The organism is Vibrio breoganii, assembly GCF_024346795.1.
GTDB classification, from domain to species: domain Bacteria; phylum Pseudomonadota; class Gammaproteobacteria; order Enterobacterales; family Vibrionaceae; genus Vibrio; species Vibrio breoganii.
The window spans coordinates 548,675-563,285 of record NZ_AP024865.1; the positions used below are offsets into that span (position 1 = coordinate 548,675).

At 44.9% G+C, this 14,611-nt stretch carries 16 protein-coding genes; 8 read left to right on the top strand and 8 right to left on the bottom strand.

Annotation, left to right across the window (positions count from 1 at the left end):
• Positions 1-984 (top strand): helix-turn-helix domain-containing protein, encoded by a 984-nt coding sequence (locus OCU35_RS15540; RefSeq protein WP_261826489.1) that lies wholly within the window; start codon positions 1-3, stop codon positions 982-984.
• 59 nt (positions 985-1,043) lie between these two features.
• Here OCU35_RS15540 and OCU35_RS15545 read toward each other — a convergent pair whose 3' ends face one another.
• Positions 1,044-1,997 carry an ATP-grasp domain-containing protein gene (locus OCU35_RS15545; RefSeq protein ID WP_017028091.1) on the bottom strand — a complete coding sequence of 318 codons (954 nt, stop codon included), beginning with the start codon at positions 1,995-1,997 and terminating at the stop codon, positions 1,044-1,046.
• A gap of 223 nt (positions 1,998-2,220) precedes the next feature.
• Between OCU35_RS15545 and OCU35_RS15550 the strand changes: the two genes are divergently transcribed.
• On the top strand, positions 2,221-2,400 hold the full coding sequence (locus tag OCU35_RS15550; protein WP_261826490.1) for a hypothetical protein: 180 nt from the start codon (positions 2,221-2,223) through the stop codon (positions 2,398-2,400).
• An 87-nt stretch (positions 2,401-2,487) separates the two neighbouring features.
• Here the strand turns inward: OCU35_RS15550 and OCU35_RS15555 are convergent, their stop codons facing one another.
• Together OCU35_RS15555 and OCU35_RS15560 are read right to left on the bottom strand one after the other, a co-directional pair.
• The gene (locus OCU35_RS15555; protein ID WP_102562312.1) at positions 2,488-3,270 is read right to left on the bottom strand and encodes a slipin family protein; all 783 of its coding nucleotides are present in this window, start codon (positions 3,268-3,270) and stop codon (positions 2,488-2,490) included.
• 9 nt (positions 3,271-3,279) lie between these two features.
• Positions 3,280-4,647, bottom strand: a complete 1,368-nt coding sequence (locus OCU35_RS15560) for an NfeD family protein (RefSeq protein ID WP_261826491.1) — start codon at positions 4,645-4,647, stop codon at positions 3,280-3,282.
• 248 nt (positions 4,648-4,895) lie between these two features.
• Here OCU35_RS15560 and OCU35_RS15565 point away from each other — a divergent pair, with 248 nt between their 5' ends.
• Positions 4,896-6,623 carry a potassium/proton antiporter gene (locus OCU35_RS15565; protein WP_017028095.1) on the top strand — a complete coding sequence of 576 codons (1,728 nt, stop codon included), beginning with the start codon at positions 4,896-4,898 and terminating at the stop codon, positions 6,621-6,623.
• A 70-nt stretch (positions 6,624-6,693) separates the two neighbouring features.
• Here OCU35_RS15565 and OCU35_RS15570 read toward each other — a convergent pair whose 3' ends face one another.
• A complete protein-coding gene (locus OCU35_RS15570; RefSeq protein WP_017028096.1) occupies positions 6,694-7,263 on the bottom strand; it encodes a PhnA domain-containing protein in 570 nt (189 codons plus the stop codon).
• 142 nt (positions 7,264-7,405) lie between these two features.
• Entirely contained in the window at positions 7,406-8,194 is a 789-nt protein-coding gene (locus tag OCU35_RS15575; RefSeq protein WP_017028097.1) for a M48 family metallopeptidase, read from the bottom strand.
• 162 nt (positions 8,195-8,356) lie between these two features.
• On the opposite strand from OCU35_RS15575, the gene OCU35_RS15580 reads away from it, so the two are divergent.
• From OCU35_RS15580 to OCU35_RS15590, 3 genes are all read left to right on the top strand, one after another.
• Complete coding sequence (locus tag OCU35_RS15580) at positions 8,357-8,794, top strand: hotdog fold thioesterase (protein ID WP_065210738.1); 438 nt, start codon at positions 8,357-8,359, stop codon at positions 8,792-8,794.
• A complete protein-coding gene (locus tag OCU35_RS15585; RefSeq protein ID WP_017032294.1) occupies positions 8,791-9,012 on the top strand; it encodes a DUF3389 family protein in 222 nt (73 codons plus the stop codon). Before OCU35_RS15580 ends, OCU35_RS15585 begins: the two co-directional genes overlap by 4 nt.
• 66 nt (positions 9,013-9,078) lie before the next feature.
• A complete protein-coding gene (locus OCU35_RS15590; RefSeq protein ID WP_261826492.1) occupies positions 9,079-10,782 on the top strand; it encodes an SgrR family transcriptional regulator in 1,704 nt (567 codons plus the stop codon).
• A gap of 29 nt (positions 10,783-10,811) precedes the next feature.
• Here OCU35_RS15590 and OCU35_RS15595 read toward each other — a convergent pair whose 3' ends face one another.
• From OCU35_RS15595 to OCU35_RS15605, 3 genes are all read right to left on the bottom strand, one after another.
• Positions 10,812-11,066, bottom strand: a complete 255-nt coding sequence (locus OCU35_RS15595) for a hypothetical protein (RefSeq protein ID WP_261826493.1) — start codon at positions 11,064-11,066, stop codon at positions 10,812-10,814.
• A 48-nt stretch (positions 11,067-11,114) separates the two neighbouring features.
• Positions 11,115-11,537 carry a hypothetical protein gene (locus tag OCU35_RS15600; protein ID WP_261826494.1) on the bottom strand — a complete coding sequence of 141 codons (423 nt, stop codon included), beginning with the start codon at positions 11,535-11,537 and terminating at the stop codon, positions 11,115-11,117.
• A gap of 347 nt (positions 11,538-11,884) precedes the next feature.
• Positions 11,885-12,925, bottom strand: a complete 1,041-nt coding sequence (locus OCU35_RS15605; RefSeq protein WP_261826495.1) for a helix-turn-helix domain-containing protein — start codon at positions 12,923-12,925, stop codon at positions 11,885-11,887.
• Between the two features lie 115 nt (positions 12,926-13,040).
• Here OCU35_RS15605 and OCU35_RS15610 point away from each other — a divergent pair, with 115 nt between their 5' ends.
• Together OCU35_RS15610 and OCU35_RS15615 are read left to right on the top strand one after the other, a co-directional pair.
• Complete coding sequence (locus tag OCU35_RS15610) at positions 13,041-13,388, top strand: MFS transporter (protein WP_261826496.1); 348 nt, start codon at positions 13,041-13,043, stop codon at positions 13,386-13,388.
• Complete coding sequence (locus OCU35_RS15615; RefSeq protein ID WP_261826497.1) at positions 13,382-14,605, top strand: HlyD family secretion protein; 1,224 nt, start codon at positions 13,382-13,384, stop codon at positions 14,603-14,605. The genes OCU35_RS15610 and OCU35_RS15615 overlap by 7 nt, the downstream gene beginning before the upstream one ends.
• Positions 14,606-14,611 lie beyond the last annotated feature (6 nt).

Sequence of the window (14,611 nt, forward strand, 5' to 3'; positions counted from 1 at the left end):
ATGACACAACTTTTTCATATTGAAACCGCTAGAGCTTTGTATTCTATCGGACAAGATTACAAGCATTTACCAGGAGTGAGCGATGCTCTTAAGCTGTTCGCTCCTAGGCTAGGGCGTGAAGACTTGATAGTGCATCCTAGGTTTCCCTGCACCCATTTGGTTTTAGTCATAGCAGATAATATTGAGCGCTCAGAAATCACGCACTTTTATGAGAAGGTGGGGATGGAAATCGTGCGATATTTGCCTGCCGAGCTTTCAAGTGCAAATCAGACAATTTTACAGTCCCTCGAGAGGTTCAAAACCTGGTTAAAATCAGGCACGGATAACGCGAAGTTTGAGATAGAAGTTGATGGTGACACCTTTGTAACCTATACGCTCAACGCCATTGAATTTAACCATTTTACCCATAATTCCAGGCACTCATTAGTGACTGAGTTGTTTGTTATTGCTATCACCTGTGCGTTTTTGCGTCATATTTCTCAGCAAAAAGGCTTCGTTAAGGCTCTGTATTTGCAACATGAGTCGCGAGCAAGCCTTCCAAGCTTATTAGCTGCTGGCGATGCTCAGGTGTATATCTCTCAAACCCATACAATGTTGGCACTGGATACTGAGTTCATGCAGCAAAGGGTAAAAAAGACCAGAGGAACCAAAAGTACCGCGCCTAGGCCTCTACAAACCACGACTTTTTCTGAAGAACTGAAACTAGGGATCAGACCTTACATAGGGTTTGGTAATGTCACGACACCCGAGATCGCAGACGTATTTGGGATACCGAAACGAACGATCCAGCACAGGCTAAGCAAGGAAGGAGTCTCACTTAAGGAGATTACTAATTCTATTTGCGTTGAGTTGTTCGATCTTAGATATGAGAAGGGCAGGTTTGAGATAGAAGACTTAGCAGCGCATTTAGGTTACAGCAACGCGTCGTCTTTTATTCGAATCTACAAAAGAGTCACCGGCAGAACACCAGGCCAAACACATTAGAAATAGCTCGAAGAAATGGCTTAGCAGTGATCGAAAAGCCATTTCATCAAAGGCGAGGCTTACGACGATTCAGCCAATTGCACTAAATAGTCAGCAATCGCCTGCATACCAGATTTTGGTACGCCAGCCTTTATCTCAGCTTTAGAGTTATAGTTGGTGTTGGTATTCACATCATAGGAGTACCACTTTCCATTTTCATCGCAGATCACCTCTATTCCCGCGATATCGATGTGGTTATCGGCTAGGAATTGCTCGTGAAGCTTAATGAGCGGTGAATCGTCAAGGATATTGGTGATTTCAAACTTATCTTTCTCTGGCGCTGGTTTATCGTCTTCAAAAGCTGGGCAAAACGCATTTTCAATTGAACATCCATCTGCAGGGCATAGCTCAAAACCACCCTCAGTTGAAACCTTAACCGCATAAAGAAACTTACCGCCGACATACTCACAGCGAACAATGTAAGGTTCTGTGGATTTTACATACTCTTGCAGTAGCCAAATGCCATCAAGCGGGCTATCAGCTTTGAGTCGTCTAAGGCCTAGCTTAACATCGTCTAGTGAATCGAATTTTTCAACGCCCAGTCCTTTACCACCACGGTTTGGCTTAATGATCAGGGGCCAAGTATTAAACTTCTCTGCAGCTGATACAATGAAATCACCTCCGACGACCGCTTGAGTCTTAGGCGTTGCGATCCCAACTTTTTGCAATGCGGCATATTGAGATATCTTGCATACTTCCAGATCGATCACGCCATTTCCGTTCACTACGGTAGCGTTATTAAGGCCAAGCCACTTATCAATAACGCGCGTCAATTCAGGGGCATACCTATGATCACGTGTGTGTGATGATGCACTCATTCGATTGTAATAAACCGCATCTTCTGGAACGGTATCGAACTCAATATGACCCTCGTTCACAAACCATTCCTTGGCAGGTACATTCAACTTATCGAATGCTTCACGAAGAGGCACAATCCATTCCTCATTCTCGTGTAATATATAGATCGATTTCATACCTGTTCCTTGTGTTTACTTGTTTTGTTCCTAATCAAATAACTATTGCCAACTCTGAGATTGAAAGCTAGCGATAAAACGCCGTTGGCTATAAGAAATCGGACTAACTTATAACCGAGATAATTAAGGCGAGAACAAGGGCAAATTGGATGTAATGCACGAGTAGGACCGCTTACCAACAACTATACTTATAGTGTTAGGACAAACTGTAGAGGTGACTATCATGGACTTTACAGAAAAACTACGCTTACACGGTCGCGCCGAGGAAAATAGGTATTTTGCTGAGCTAGACCGTAAATTGATAGATGCGATGCATGAAAAGCAGAAGCATGAAGATGAGATACTGAAGCGTATCGAGGCTGAAAACCTGAATCTGGACAGCATGATGGTTGACGCTAAATAGATTAGGTATTTATCACCAGCAGGCACCCTAAAGTAAACAAGATGCCTGTAGGCAACGCTTACACAATTACAAAGTTAGTAAGCGCACTTATCCCTTATCCTTATCTCCACTCTCTTTGTTTATTGCCTTAGCGATGTCATTTACGGCTTCAACTAGGTTGATAGGCATTGGAAACACAATCGTCGATGTTTTATCCGTAGTGATCTCTGTGAGCGTCTGCATATAGCGAAGCTGTAAGGCATTTGGAGCTTGATTAAGCATCTCGGCGGCCTCTTTAAGCTTAGTAGATGCCTCTAACTCACCGGTAGCATGAATGACTTTTGCACGGCGGTTTCGCTCTGCCTCTGCCTGACGGGCGAGGGCGCGTACCATGCTTTCATTCAGATCCACATGCTTAACCTCAACGGTCGCGATCTTAATGCCCCAATCATCGGTTTGCTGGTCGAGTATGGCCTGAAGATCTTTATTAAGTCTTTCTCTTTCAGACAGAAGCTCATCCAACTCATGCTGACCGAGAACCGAGCGAAGCGTGGTTTGTGAAAGCTGGCTGGTGGCATCGCTGTAGCTTTCGATGTTGTTGATGGCCATCTGTGGGTCAACGACACGGAAATAGACCACGGCATTGACTCGTACTGAGACGTTATCTTTGGTAATAAGATCCTGCGTTGGGACATCTAAAACGATGGTTCGCAGGTCGACGCGTACCATTTGCTGAACGATGGGAATTAAAATGATTAGCCCAGGGCCTTTAACCTCTTGGAATCGACCAAGAAAAAAGACCACCCCTCTCTCGTACTCCCTTAACACCTTGAAGATCTGTGTTGCTAAGGCGATAACGAGAACGACAATGACTGCTGTTGTGTAAAGCATACGCGCCTCCTATTTTTTGGCACTTGGGCTCACCGTTAGGGTCAGTCCCTTGATCGATTCGATGGTGACTTTATCTCCATGTTTGAGATCTGTATTGCCTAGCGCATGCCAGAGCGCGCCATCTAATTGGACTCTGCCTTTGCCGTTGATAAAATCTTCACTGACGATGGCTGTTTTTCCTGGATAGGTCTCAAGACCTGTGGTCACGCGTCTATTTCTGACCTTCATTAGCATGCCAAGCGTGATGATGATCAGAGCTGCTGAAAATATGGCGACACCGAGGATCAAGGGTATGGCTATCTGGAAGCTAGGTAGGTCACTGTCCATAAGAAATATCGACCCAAGCACGAATGCAACCACACCACCGAGCCCCAATACTCCAAAGCTTGGGTTAAAGGCTTCTGCAATCATCAGGGCTATGCCTAGTAGCAGTAGTGCGAGCCCAGCATAGTTGACCGGCATCATCTGCAGTGAATACATCGCCAAAAGCAGACAAATACCCCCTAGAACCCCGGGTAAACCAATGCCAGGGTTATAGAATTCCAATAACAAACCGTAGATACCAATGAGCATCAAGATGTAGGCGACATTGGGATTGGTGATAACCGCTAACATTTCGGCGCGCCAATCAGGAATTCGCTGTTCAAAGTTCGCAGGTGATAGTGACAATGTCACTTGTTGATTGTTCACAGTAACAGTAATGCCTTCAATTGCAGCGACAAGTTCTTCGGGCGTGTTCACCACATAGTCAATAACATTGAGTTCCAATGCCTCAATTGCATCAAGACTGGCGGCTTCACTGACGGCCTTTTCGGCCCATTCGGCATTCCGATCATGGAGCTTAGCAAGACCCTTGATATAGGCCTTGGCATCATTAATGACTTTCTTTTCCATAGCCGTCTTGGCAGGAACTTGCTGATTGCTATCGTTGGAGTCATCTTCTGTTTTGTCAGAGCTTGAATTGTCAGCCTCATCGCTGGTGCTTGGCGGTTTGGGCGAACCACCTAAGGCGACGGGAGTGGCGGCGCCGAGATTCGTGGCCTCAGCCATAGCTGCGACATGGCTCGCTAACAAGATATAGGTTCCAGCGCTGGCTGCTCTCGCGCCAGAAGGCCCCACCCAAGTTGCAATGGGTATTGTAGAGGTGGTGATTGAATGAATGATATCGCGCATAGCGCTATCTAAACCGCCAGGGGTATCCATTTTTAGTATCACTAGGCTAACGTCGTTGACTTGTGCTTGTTGGATTTCTCGAGACAGGTAGTCACTAACAGCAGGGCCGATAGGACCTTTGACTGGAATGACCCAAATAGTGCTTGCAAGAGTTTGACCGGCAAACAGCAGCAATGACATAAGCCATAATAGAAGTAATCTCATGCAGTCCTCCTTTTACAAGGATCTGATGAACATCTAGAGTAAGTATAGACTGGGTGGGGTAAGCCTTGATATTAATGCTGTAGAGTTTGATTTTTTACATAGTTTGCGTCGTTAATCTGGCAAAGCTTTTCATAGAACTGTTGCAAGATATTTCATATCGAAATATAGCAAAGAGCTATAAGAATTACTTTGTTATAATTTTTACTCAATGAACTGTAACGAAAAGTGAGGAACAATTGGACGTAAATATGATCGATAGCCTGTTCTTAACAGGAGCGGTTCTTATCGTACTCAGTGTTCTTTTGACCAGAGCATCCTCTAAGCTAGGTGTGCCGATTCTACTTATATTTTTGGTTGTCGGTATGCTTGCGGGCGAAGATGGACCAGGTCAGATTGATTTCAATGATCACTCATTAACTTATCTCATCAGCAATCTTGCATTGGCGGTTATTCTTCTTGATGGTGGCATGCGAACCAAGGTATCCAGTTTCAAGGTGGCCTTCTGGCCTTCATTGTCACTCGCAACCATAGGCGTAGCGCTGACTTCAACCTTTACGGGTTTAATGGCGGCGTGGTTGTTCGATCTGACCTTACTGCAAGGTATTTTAGTCGGAGCAATTGTCGGCTCAACGGATGCCGCTGCTGTTTTCTCAATGCTGAAGGGACAAAGTCTAAATGAGCGAGTAGGCTCAACCCTAGAAATTGAATCTGGTACCAATGACCCGATGGCGGTCTTTCTAACGGTCACCTTGATCGCTGTACTTGGCAATCCTGAAGCTGATCTTGGCTTGTCATTCTTAGCCACTAGTTTTGGTATGCAGTTTGGCATAGGGGCTTTAGTCGGTCTTGGCGGTGGATGGTTACTTTGGGCTTTGATCAACAGAGTGGATTTGCACGAAGGCTTATATTCCGTCTTAGTGATAGCTGGTGGTATTGCTCTGTTTGCCCTTTCTAACAAGCTCGGTGGCAGTGGTATTCTTTCTATATATCTGGCGGGTTTGTTGATTGGCAACAAGCCTACAAGCTATCGTCATTCGATATTGAATGTACTTGATGGCATGACTTGGATGAGTCAGATAGTGATGTTTTTAGTGTTGGGTTTACTTGTTAAACCAGCAACACTTATTGAGATTATGATCCCTGCACTCATATTAGCCTTTGGCATGATCTTAGTGGCGAGACCTTTGGCTGTGTGGATTGGGTTGATGCCATTTAAGAGCTTTACGAACAAAGAGCGTAAGTTCATTTCTTGGGTCGGGTTGAGAGGCGCGGTGCCTATCATCTTAGCGGTGTTCCCTATGGTTGCAGGCCTTCCCAATGCGGAGCTGTACTTCAATATTGCCTTTTTCGTGGTGATGGTATCTCTGCTCGTACAGGGTGGGACTTTGATGAAAGCGGCACGAATGGCAGACGTTACCTTGCCACCAAAGCCGACTCCTATATCCAGAAGCGGAATGGAGATTTTCCGTGCAAGTGAGTGGGAAACGTTCGTCTACCGATTAAAAGAAGAAAAATGGTGTGTGGGTGAGCCTTTAAAACGCCTCACCATGCCAGAAGGGACACGCATTACAGCGGTGTTCCGAGGTGAGGAATTGCTACATCCAACGGGCAGTACCGTGTTACAAGCCAATGATACCCTATGTGTAATGGGGCAAGACAAAGATCTCGATGCCTTGAGCTTGCTGTTTAGTGAAGCCCCAGAAGATGAAGTGACTCCGCGTTTCTTTGGTGACTTCTTTTTAGACATCAATTGTAGCGTGAGCGATGTGACGGGTTACTACGGCATTACTGTATTGGAAGAAGAGGCTGATATGCCCCTCAAGGAACTGGTCGAACTTAAGCTAGGGTCATACCCGGTATTAGGTGATAGCTTTGATTGGTATGGATTGCATTGGGTGGTTGCTGATGTAAAAGACCACAAGGTGACGAAAATCGGCTTAGGTTTGCCAGATAACGAAAAAGCCGACGCGGAATAGTTTTCTAGCCAAGCAATAAAAAAGCGCTAACCGTTAGGCTAGCGCTTTTTACTTGAATCTACTTCAGTGCTTACTTCTTACGGCAGAATTCGCAACGAAGCCACATAGACTGACCTTCAACTTTACCAGAAAAGAGTTCTGGATCGTCTTGTGCAAGGCTGATGTTTCTTACCATGGTGCCAATTTTGACAACCATTGAAGACCCCTTAACAGGTAGGTCTTTGATGATGGTGACCGTGTCACCTTTTGCTAGTGGTGCGCCGTGACAATCAACGTGTTTCTTACCGTCGTTTTCCATGCCAGTTTCAGCCCAAGTCTTGGTCTCTTCTTCCATGTACATCATGTCTAACAGGTCTTGAGCCCAACCTTCGGTGCGTGCAAGACGAGTCAATTGACGCCATGCTAGAACTTGTACAGGTGGCTCTTGGCTCCACATGCTGTCGTTTAGACAACGCCAGTGGTTTACGTCCATCTGATCTGCGTCTTCAACTTGAGTACGGCATGTGTCACATAGCAGTGCGCCGTGGTCTACGGTTGCATGAGAGTGAGGAGCAACAGCAAAAGGTTGTAGATCATTAGTTGCGCCACAAAGCTCGCATTTGTCGCCGCAGCGTTGACGTAGTGTTGATTCAATAGACATGTATTAACCTTGTTATCTCTTGTAATTTGGCGACATTATCCATATTTAGCCATGGTAATGAAAGCAGTTCACGATCAATGTTGATTTAGAATAAGTTTTCTATGTCATCGTGCTCATATGTGATTACTTTAGAGCAATAAACTCAATTTGGCTTTGAGCAATTGGGCTTTTGTCCGGAGAATTTTGGCTCGGTTTCCGCTTTTGCCGTTAGGTCTTTAATCCTCGTATCGTGAGAAGGGTGTGTCGAAAGCAATTCTGGCGGTTGATTGCCCCCTGAAGCCTTAGCCATGTTCTTCCATAAATCGACACTTTGGTAGGGGTCAAACCCCGCTTTAGCCATTAACTCCAATCCAACGATGTCCGCTTCGCTTTCTTGCGTTCTGCCGTAGGGCAACAAAACCCCGTATTGAACGCCAACGCCCATGGCTGCCATTATTTCATTTCGGTATTCCTGATTACTGAGTGCCACATTGCTGATTTGCAACCCTGTATTGGCAAGTTGGGCGTGAGACATTCGCTCATTACTGTGATCGGCGAGTACGTGCGCAATTTCGTGGCCGATGACGGTGGCCAGTTGATCCTGATTAACTGCGACGTTTAATAGACCGGTATAAACGCCAATTTTCCCCCCTGGAAGGGCAAAGGCATTCACCTGATCACTATCAAATACGACCACTTCCCATTGGCTAAAACTGCCTTGAATAGGAACATACTCTAAAATGGCATTGGTCACACACTGAACGTAAGCATTCGTTTTAGCGTCTTTACTAATGGTGAGTTCCGATTTCATTTGTTCAAACGATTGACTACCAAGATCAGACATTTGGTTATCTGAAAACAAAATCACTTGATTACGTCCCGTTGGAGAGGTGGCGCAAGCGGTCATCATGGCTGCTGATGCCAATGAGAGCATGAGTGTTTTTAGTCGCATAGAAGGGTTCCTTTTCTATCTTTGCGCTAATCCTAAATGTTGGTTTAGTACAAGTGTGGTCGATGGAGTAAGATTTTCCCACAAATCAGGAAAATTTAGACACTAAAGTGTTTAAAAAGAATAAGATAACAGAACCTAGCAAAAACAAAGGAAAAGACATCGATGACGATATGGAAACGCGACATCAGTCTAGAATCTCTTAATACCAACTCAAAAAATACCTTGATTGAGCACTTAGGCATTGTTTATACAGAGATTTCTGATAATTCGTTAACCGCGACCATGCCTGTTGGACCGAACACACATCAGCCATTTGGACTATTGCACGGCGGTGCCTCTGTCGTCCTAGCGGAATCGCTAGGTTCTTATGCAGCGTATTACTGTTGTGAGGGTGACAGCCATTGTGTAGGTCTTGAAGTTAATGCCAATCATCTCAAGGCGGTACGTAGTGGCACTGTTACTGGAGTAGCAACGCCTATCCATTTGGGTCGCACGACACATATCTGGTCCATTGAGATTCGAGATGAGCAGGGTAATCTGGTGTGTATCTCTCGTCATACAGTGATGGTTAGGAACCCGAAGAAGAAGGCAAAGGTATGACTTTAGACTTTGAATTGGGGAAAATCATCGTTAACGCCCACGAGATCATGATTCGACTCGATGGAGAGCAACGTTTGACCTTCCAAGCGCAAACTGACGCAATTCAACTGATGGGGCAAGTATTGGTGATATTAGATGCCCAAAGCCGATTTTCTATTAAGCTTCCCACTGAAATCATTGAAGAAATTTCGCAAGTTACCGGCATCGCGATAACATAAAATCTCTCCACTTCGTGCTAAAATGAGGAAATCGATAATTTTCTAATTGACTGGAATTTCCTCTTTATGAGTAGCCCGCGACTTCGAACTCAGTTTGAAACCCTATTTGAGCACTTTAATGGTGAAGACAGCGATACGCGTATAGAAGACATCACAGAGATTTTGTTTTGTACCAGACGAAACGCGCGTATCGTACTGAACAAGCTCAGTGAAGAGGGATGGATCGAGTGGCACCCTTCTGCTGGGCGAGGCAAGCAATCAAAGCTTATCTTCAAGCAGAACCGACAAGATGTAGGAGAGGGACTAGCTAAACGTTATCTTGAAGAAGGCCGTATAGGGCAGGCATTGCAAGTTCTTAATCAAGACGCAAACCGTCTAACTCAAGTGATTCAGGATTATCTAGGCGTTCAGCACAGACAAGGACAGCAGGTTCTCAGTCTTCCTTATTATCGTCAGCTTTCAATGCTAAACCCGAGAAAGCCTCATCGACGCTCAGAGCAAAACATCATTCATCAAGTCTTTAGTGGTCTTACACAACTGGATGAAAACGATAAGCTGACTCAAGATCTCGCCCATTCTTGGGACAATGTTGAAGGCAGTCATTGGCGCTTTTATCTTAGGGCCAAAGTTCGCTTCCACAATGGTCAGTTGCTTGAAACCGAGCATGTGGTTGAGCACTTAAAGTCATTAGCAAACTTGCCCTTGTTTGCTCATATTCAAAACGTCACCACGCCTTCTCCATTGGTCATTGATGTAGAGCTTAGTCGAGCGGATTATCATTTTGATGTATTGCTTGCTGAAACGGTGGCCAAGGTGCTTCCGTATAACAGCACAGAGATTGAAGATTTCGACCGCTTGCCTAGCGGAACGGGGCCTTACCGAGTGTCTGTCAATGATGACAAGAGGTTGATTCTTGAGGCCTTTGATAGCTATTTTGGCTTTAGACCGTTGGTTGATAGGGTTGAGGTTTGGGTTATTGACGAGATTCACTCAAGTATTGTCTATCCAAGCTTGTCTCAACCAAATATGCCGACACAGCGCACCGACGACGACGTAGCCTTAGATCCAGGATGCACTTATATTTCAGTAAACCAACGCAGTGGACTTGGCCGGGATAAGCAGTGGCAAGAGTATTTCGCCTCTAAGCTCACCACGTTTAATCTGTTTGCACAGCTTTCTCAAGAGTCTATTGTTGAGCTTGGATTATTGCCAGCCCATGGTCTTAAACCCGGTTGGTACCATAGCCAGCCGCTCAGACAACTATCACCGCCTCAAATTGAGACGGTCAGTATTGCATACCATAGCGAACATCCAGTTTTCCCAACCCTATCCAAGGCCATAGCGTCGCTACTCAAGCAAGATGGGTTGGCGGTACAGTTTATACGCTATGACCATGTTCCTGATGACATTGATTCAGTTGATCTGTGGATTAAACCTATGGGGCTTGGGACTCATCGAGACGACACCTTGCTGGGTTGGCTTCTTGACTACAGCAATCTCGATCACTTAAGTACCGATAATCAATTTGAACACATTCATCAAGTCGTTCAGGAGTGGCAGGGGCAACCTAATGCTGGATTCCCAGCAAGGGAGTTAGGTCGCTATTTGGTGGAGAATCAATTGATTATACCTATGTTTCACTGCTGGCTTGGGGTGAGTAAGGACCATTGCGGCGCGCTGCAAAATGCGAAGTGTAATGCGCTAGGTTGGTTCGACTTTTCTAAGGTTTGGGTAAAGTTAAACCAACCTAATGAGATACAGCGAGTTTAGGTGTTTGATGCAGAAAACAGAGCTAATTATTACCCTATATAACCTAGTGTCCTGATGTACTCTTGGTTGAGCTCGATTATGTGGCTCTCGTTTTCTTCTTCGATTGTGTGGCAATAGAGATCCTCGCCGGTAAAGTACAGCCAAGTCCACACCGTGTTTAGCGGTACGGGCAGAGTAGCGGTCCAAACTGCTACTCTTTTTACTGTGCTGGTTCGGCATTCCTCAGCGGCGACTGTACCCGTTAGCAAAACTAGTACTGCAAATATCATCAATTTTATTTTCATAAGAGCACCTTCAAGTCATTGAAGTCGTATCTCGCAGATACTCTGCTGTTATTTACTGTGCAACTCTACCATAGGGTTGATTAGCTTATCGACGAGCAAAGCGTATGCTTTTTCCATTCCCATAATGAGGAAGATAATGCCGAAGAAAGCGATAACACCGCCAACCCAGCCCGTAAATGCTACAGACTCAAACAGTACGGCGATGATGCCCATGGTGACAAATTTCCCGCCAACTAAAGAAATATAAGACGTAATTCCGCGACCAATTTTGTATTTCTTAGCGTCGCCTTTTTGTTTCCACTTGTTGGCACTCCATGCTTCAAGGCCGATGAAAAAGCTGAGGCACAGTTGCATCAATAGCCCCACAAAGATGATTTCTTTTACACTTGGAATGTGTACCCAAGCCCACTGGCTTGCGATAGCAACAGACAAAATACCGATTAGACTTTTTTCAATAGCATTAACTTTCATTTTGATTCCTATTACGATGATTAATGTGCAGTGATTTATTTTTCAAATCAGTGCAGGTCGTTTAATTCATGGTGTTGTTCATCAAATGAGACTTATGCAGTTTCATCATCCTGGATTGACTGTGCAGTTTGCTCACCTCTAGTTAGCTCGGTTTGAGCTCATCACCACTGGGTAGATGCGATGAATTATAGAGATTGGAGTAGGGTCGCAATGCACATTTTACGCAATGATGTTTAATTTGTTTAAAGGTGGGGTTAAGAATGAGATGTCTTGTTGAGTGGGTTCATTTCTTAAGTAACGTGACTTAGAAAGGTACGCACTACGAATAGAGGCCATGGACCGCACTGCTATGATGACCCCAACCTTTTATCATTGTGAGCCTGGTAATATCTAAGGGGGGTGACCCCTCGGTACTTTTTAAACTGTCTCGAAAAACTCCCTTCGTGGGTGAAGCCGAGCTTTTTGGAGACCTCTTTAGGGGGAATGCCCCTAATTAACAAGTTAACGGCGGCGCTAGTGGTGATATAGGCACTGAGATCAGTAAAGTTGAAATGCACCTTTTGTTGAAGTTTACGGCGCAGTGTTTGAGTAGAGATATTGAGCATATCAGCGACTCTCTTGGCACAGGGAAGACCGAAGTGCAGGGTATAATTGGCAAGCTCATACAATTCTTTTACCTCATCATTGGCCTGAGGCATGTTAAGCAGTTTATCAATTTTATCGCTGAGATTATGGCTTAGATAAAATGAAGAATCGGCACTGAGAAAGTCGAGGTCATTGGCCTTGGTTAGAAGGTCGTTGGTTTTAAACCATACCTCTGTTGTTGGGCTATTCCATTCAATATCACATCCAAACGCATCTTTGTATTTCTCCATAGCGTCAGTAGAACCTGAGATTTTGATAAGCTGCAGTTCGAAATTGTCGTGGGAGGCTTTTTTTAAAAAATCTAGCATTAACAATACGTTGTATACGGACTCGTGAAAGCGTGCGCGCTTTTCCGGGGAGTAACTCTTGTGTACCCACTTGATGATATTTTTGTTCCCGGTTTGCATGGCGTAAAAGCTACCGCCAGATTGCATATGAGACATACCATAGTTAAACCGACGAAAAGCCAATATGTTGTCAGGTGCTGACAGTAACCATTCACCAAACCACCCAATATTGTCCATACGGATCAGGTGTTTGAATTCAAGCATGTAGTCAGGGTTTCCCGATAAGCGCTCAACCTCCTTGTACCAACGGGTGATTTCGGAGTACGGAATTAGGGTATTAGCGTCTTCAAAGACGGTTGCGGGTATAGGGCAAAGCGCTGAGTCGACATTGAGCACAGACTGCAGGCTATTATGTAGTCTAATGAAAAAGGCACTGCGAATGAAATACACGGACATAAATTTCAGCAAATATCATCAATAAGTGGTGTTTTATGATTTTATCTGTTGAATCTGTTGGGGTAAACCGTAGAAATACTCAAACTACTAAAAATTTAATTTTACGAGTATTTTCATGAGTTTATTTGCTGTCCCGTTTGTTGAAACCACTGCTGATACGGTGCTCCATGTTGTTGCCTTCGTTGTTCTTGTTGGCACTGTCGCAGCAGGTCTGTATGGCTTTTGGCGCTTTCACGAATTACCTATCTCCAAGGCTCATAAACGAGATCATAATCAGGTCGCGCTGATAACCGTTCTCACTTGGATAGGCTTTCTCTGGCATTGGGTGTGGGTAATCGCAGTATTTATCGCATTTGTTGACCTCGAAACGTCCTTAACGAGAATTCGTGATATCTGGAATGCGCCAGTTGGCACACCAGCACCAAGCAAATCGACAAAAGCAGAGGAGAGCGAAGCATGTTAGAGGGCTTAGCAGTATGGGCACTGTTTATTTATCTTCTTCGTCTAATAGGCATGCCATGGAATAAAGGGACGAAAGGCTTTGCTTATATTGGGGGAAGTGGATGGTTAGTCTTTGTTTGGATTGGCTTAATTAACTATACGCCAATGGACCTCTCTGGAGGCTCTGTTGTGCAAGCGCCTCACGTTCAACTCAGACCGGGTAGCACCCAAATTAAGGGTAAGGTAACCAAGATACACGTTAGCCCCAACCAAGAGGTATCCAAGGGCGATCTAATCTATGAGATTGACCCTGAGCCTTATCAAATTGCGCTTAATCAAGCACAAGTAGAACTTGATAGTAGCAAAGTGTCTTATGAGCAGGCTAAAGAAGACATTGCTATGGCTAAGTCAGATCTCAAAGCGTCGAACAAGATCACCGCAATTGAGCAGAGTAAGCTGAAAGCGGCGTATGCGGATCTGAAGCTAAAACGAAGCACTTTAGAGCGTTACGTTGAGCAAGAGGCGGTAGTCAAACACTCAGTGACAGAAGCTCAATTGGAAGAGCAACAAACGCTAGTGACGCTGGCTCGACTAGAGATTGAAACGATCAAGGCTGAAATTTCAAAATACGAAGTGGACGCTGAAAAGTCGGCACTTGAGATTGAAAAGTCACAGCTGATCCTTACCAATAAGAAAAACGACATCCATCAAGCTATGGAAAGTTTGCATAAGGCACAGTGGGACCTAAAGCAAACAAAGGTGTACGCACCGTTAGATGGTTATCTCACTAACTTTATTTTGCGCGAAGGGCAACTCGTTAGCACCATGCCGCGTCTTCATATGTATACCAATGAGAAATACGTGTTAATGCGCGTGAATCATCAGGCAATACGTAATGTCGAAGCGGGGCAGTTTGCAGAGTTCTCATCACCGGTGTTCCCAGGCAAGGTATTTGCAGCAGAAGTCGAAGGCATTGTTGAGGCGACGGGTGAGTCGCAAGGGAGTTTGCTGTCGTTTGATCCCAACGTTCGCACCACAACGGGTAAAAACGTAAATAACAAGCATCACTTTGTGCGCTTAAAGATCCACGAGAGTGAAAGGTATGACATTCCTGTGGGCTCTGTGGGCTTGGCATGGATCAGTGGCGACAAACCCGCGTCTTTCATGAACTTTCTGGATGCGATTCGAGGCATCATCATTCGAATGAAGTCACAGATTTACTTCTTGTATTCAATGTAAGGCTCT

Excerpts from the sequence above, each read along its gene's own strand:
- OCU35_RS15610 (WP_261826496.1), top strand. The coding sequence starts at position 13,041 with ATGAGTTTATTTGCTGTCCCGTTTGTTGAAACCACTGCTGATACGGTG.
- OCU35_RS15590 (WP_261826492.1), top strand. The coding sequence starts at position 9,079 with ATGAGTAGCCCGCGACTTCGAACTCAGTTTGAAACCCTATTTGAGCAC.
- OCU35_RS15615 (WP_261826497.1), top strand. The coding sequence starts at position 13,382 with ATGTTAGAGGGCTTAGCAGTATGGGCACTGTTTATTTATCTTCTTCGT.
- OCU35_RS15555 (WP_102562312.1), bottom strand. The coding sequence starts at position 3,270 with ATGCTTTACACAACAGCAGTCATTGTCGTTCTCGTTATCGCCTTAGCA.
- OCU35_RS15565 (WP_017028095.1), top strand. The coding sequence starts at position 4,896 with ATGATCGATAGCCTGTTCTTAACAGGAGCGGTTCTTATCGTACTCAGT.
- OCU35_RS15575 (WP_017028097.1), bottom strand. The coding sequence starts at position 8,194 with ATGCGACTAAAAACACTCATGCTCTCATTGGCATCAGCAGCCATGATG.
- OCU35_RS15560 (WP_261826491.1), bottom strand. The coding sequence starts at position 4,647 with ATGAGATTACTTCTATTATGGCTTATGTCATTGCTGCTGTTTGCCGGT.
- OCU35_RS15545 (WP_017028091.1), bottom strand. The coding sequence starts at position 1,997 with ATGAAATCGATCTATATATTACACGAGAATGAGGAATGGATTGTGCCT.
- OCU35_RS15605 (WP_261826495.1), bottom strand. The coding sequence starts at position 12,925 with ATGTCCGTGTATTTCATTCGCAGTGCCTTTTTCATTAGACTACATAAT.
- OCU35_RS15580 (WP_065210738.1), top strand. The coding sequence starts at position 8,357 with ATGACGATATGGAAACGCGACATCAGTCTAGAATCTCTTAATACCAAC.
- OCU35_RS15540 (WP_261826489.1), top strand. The coding sequence starts at position 1 with ATGACACAACTTTTTCATATTGAAACCGCTAGAGCTTTGTATTCTATC.
- OCU35_RS15595 (WP_261826493.1), bottom strand. The coding sequence starts at position 11,066 with ATGAAAATAAAATTGATGATATTTGCAGTACTAGTTTTGCTAACGGGT.
- OCU35_RS15600 (WP_261826494.1), bottom strand. The coding sequence starts at position 11,537 with ATGAAAGTTAATGCTATTGAAAAAAGTCTAATCGGTATTTTGTCTGTT.
- OCU35_RS15550 (WP_261826490.1), top strand. The coding sequence starts at position 2,221 with ATGGACTTTACAGAAAAACTACGCTTACACGGTCGCGCCGAGGAAAAT.
- OCU35_RS15570 (WP_017028096.1), bottom strand. The coding sequence starts at position 7,263 with ATGTCTATTGAATCAACACTACGTCAACGCTGCGGCGACAAATGCGAG.
- OCU35_RS15585 (WP_017032294.1), top strand. The coding sequence starts at position 8,791 with ATGACTTTAGACTTTGAATTGGGGAAAATCATCGTTAACGCCCACGAG.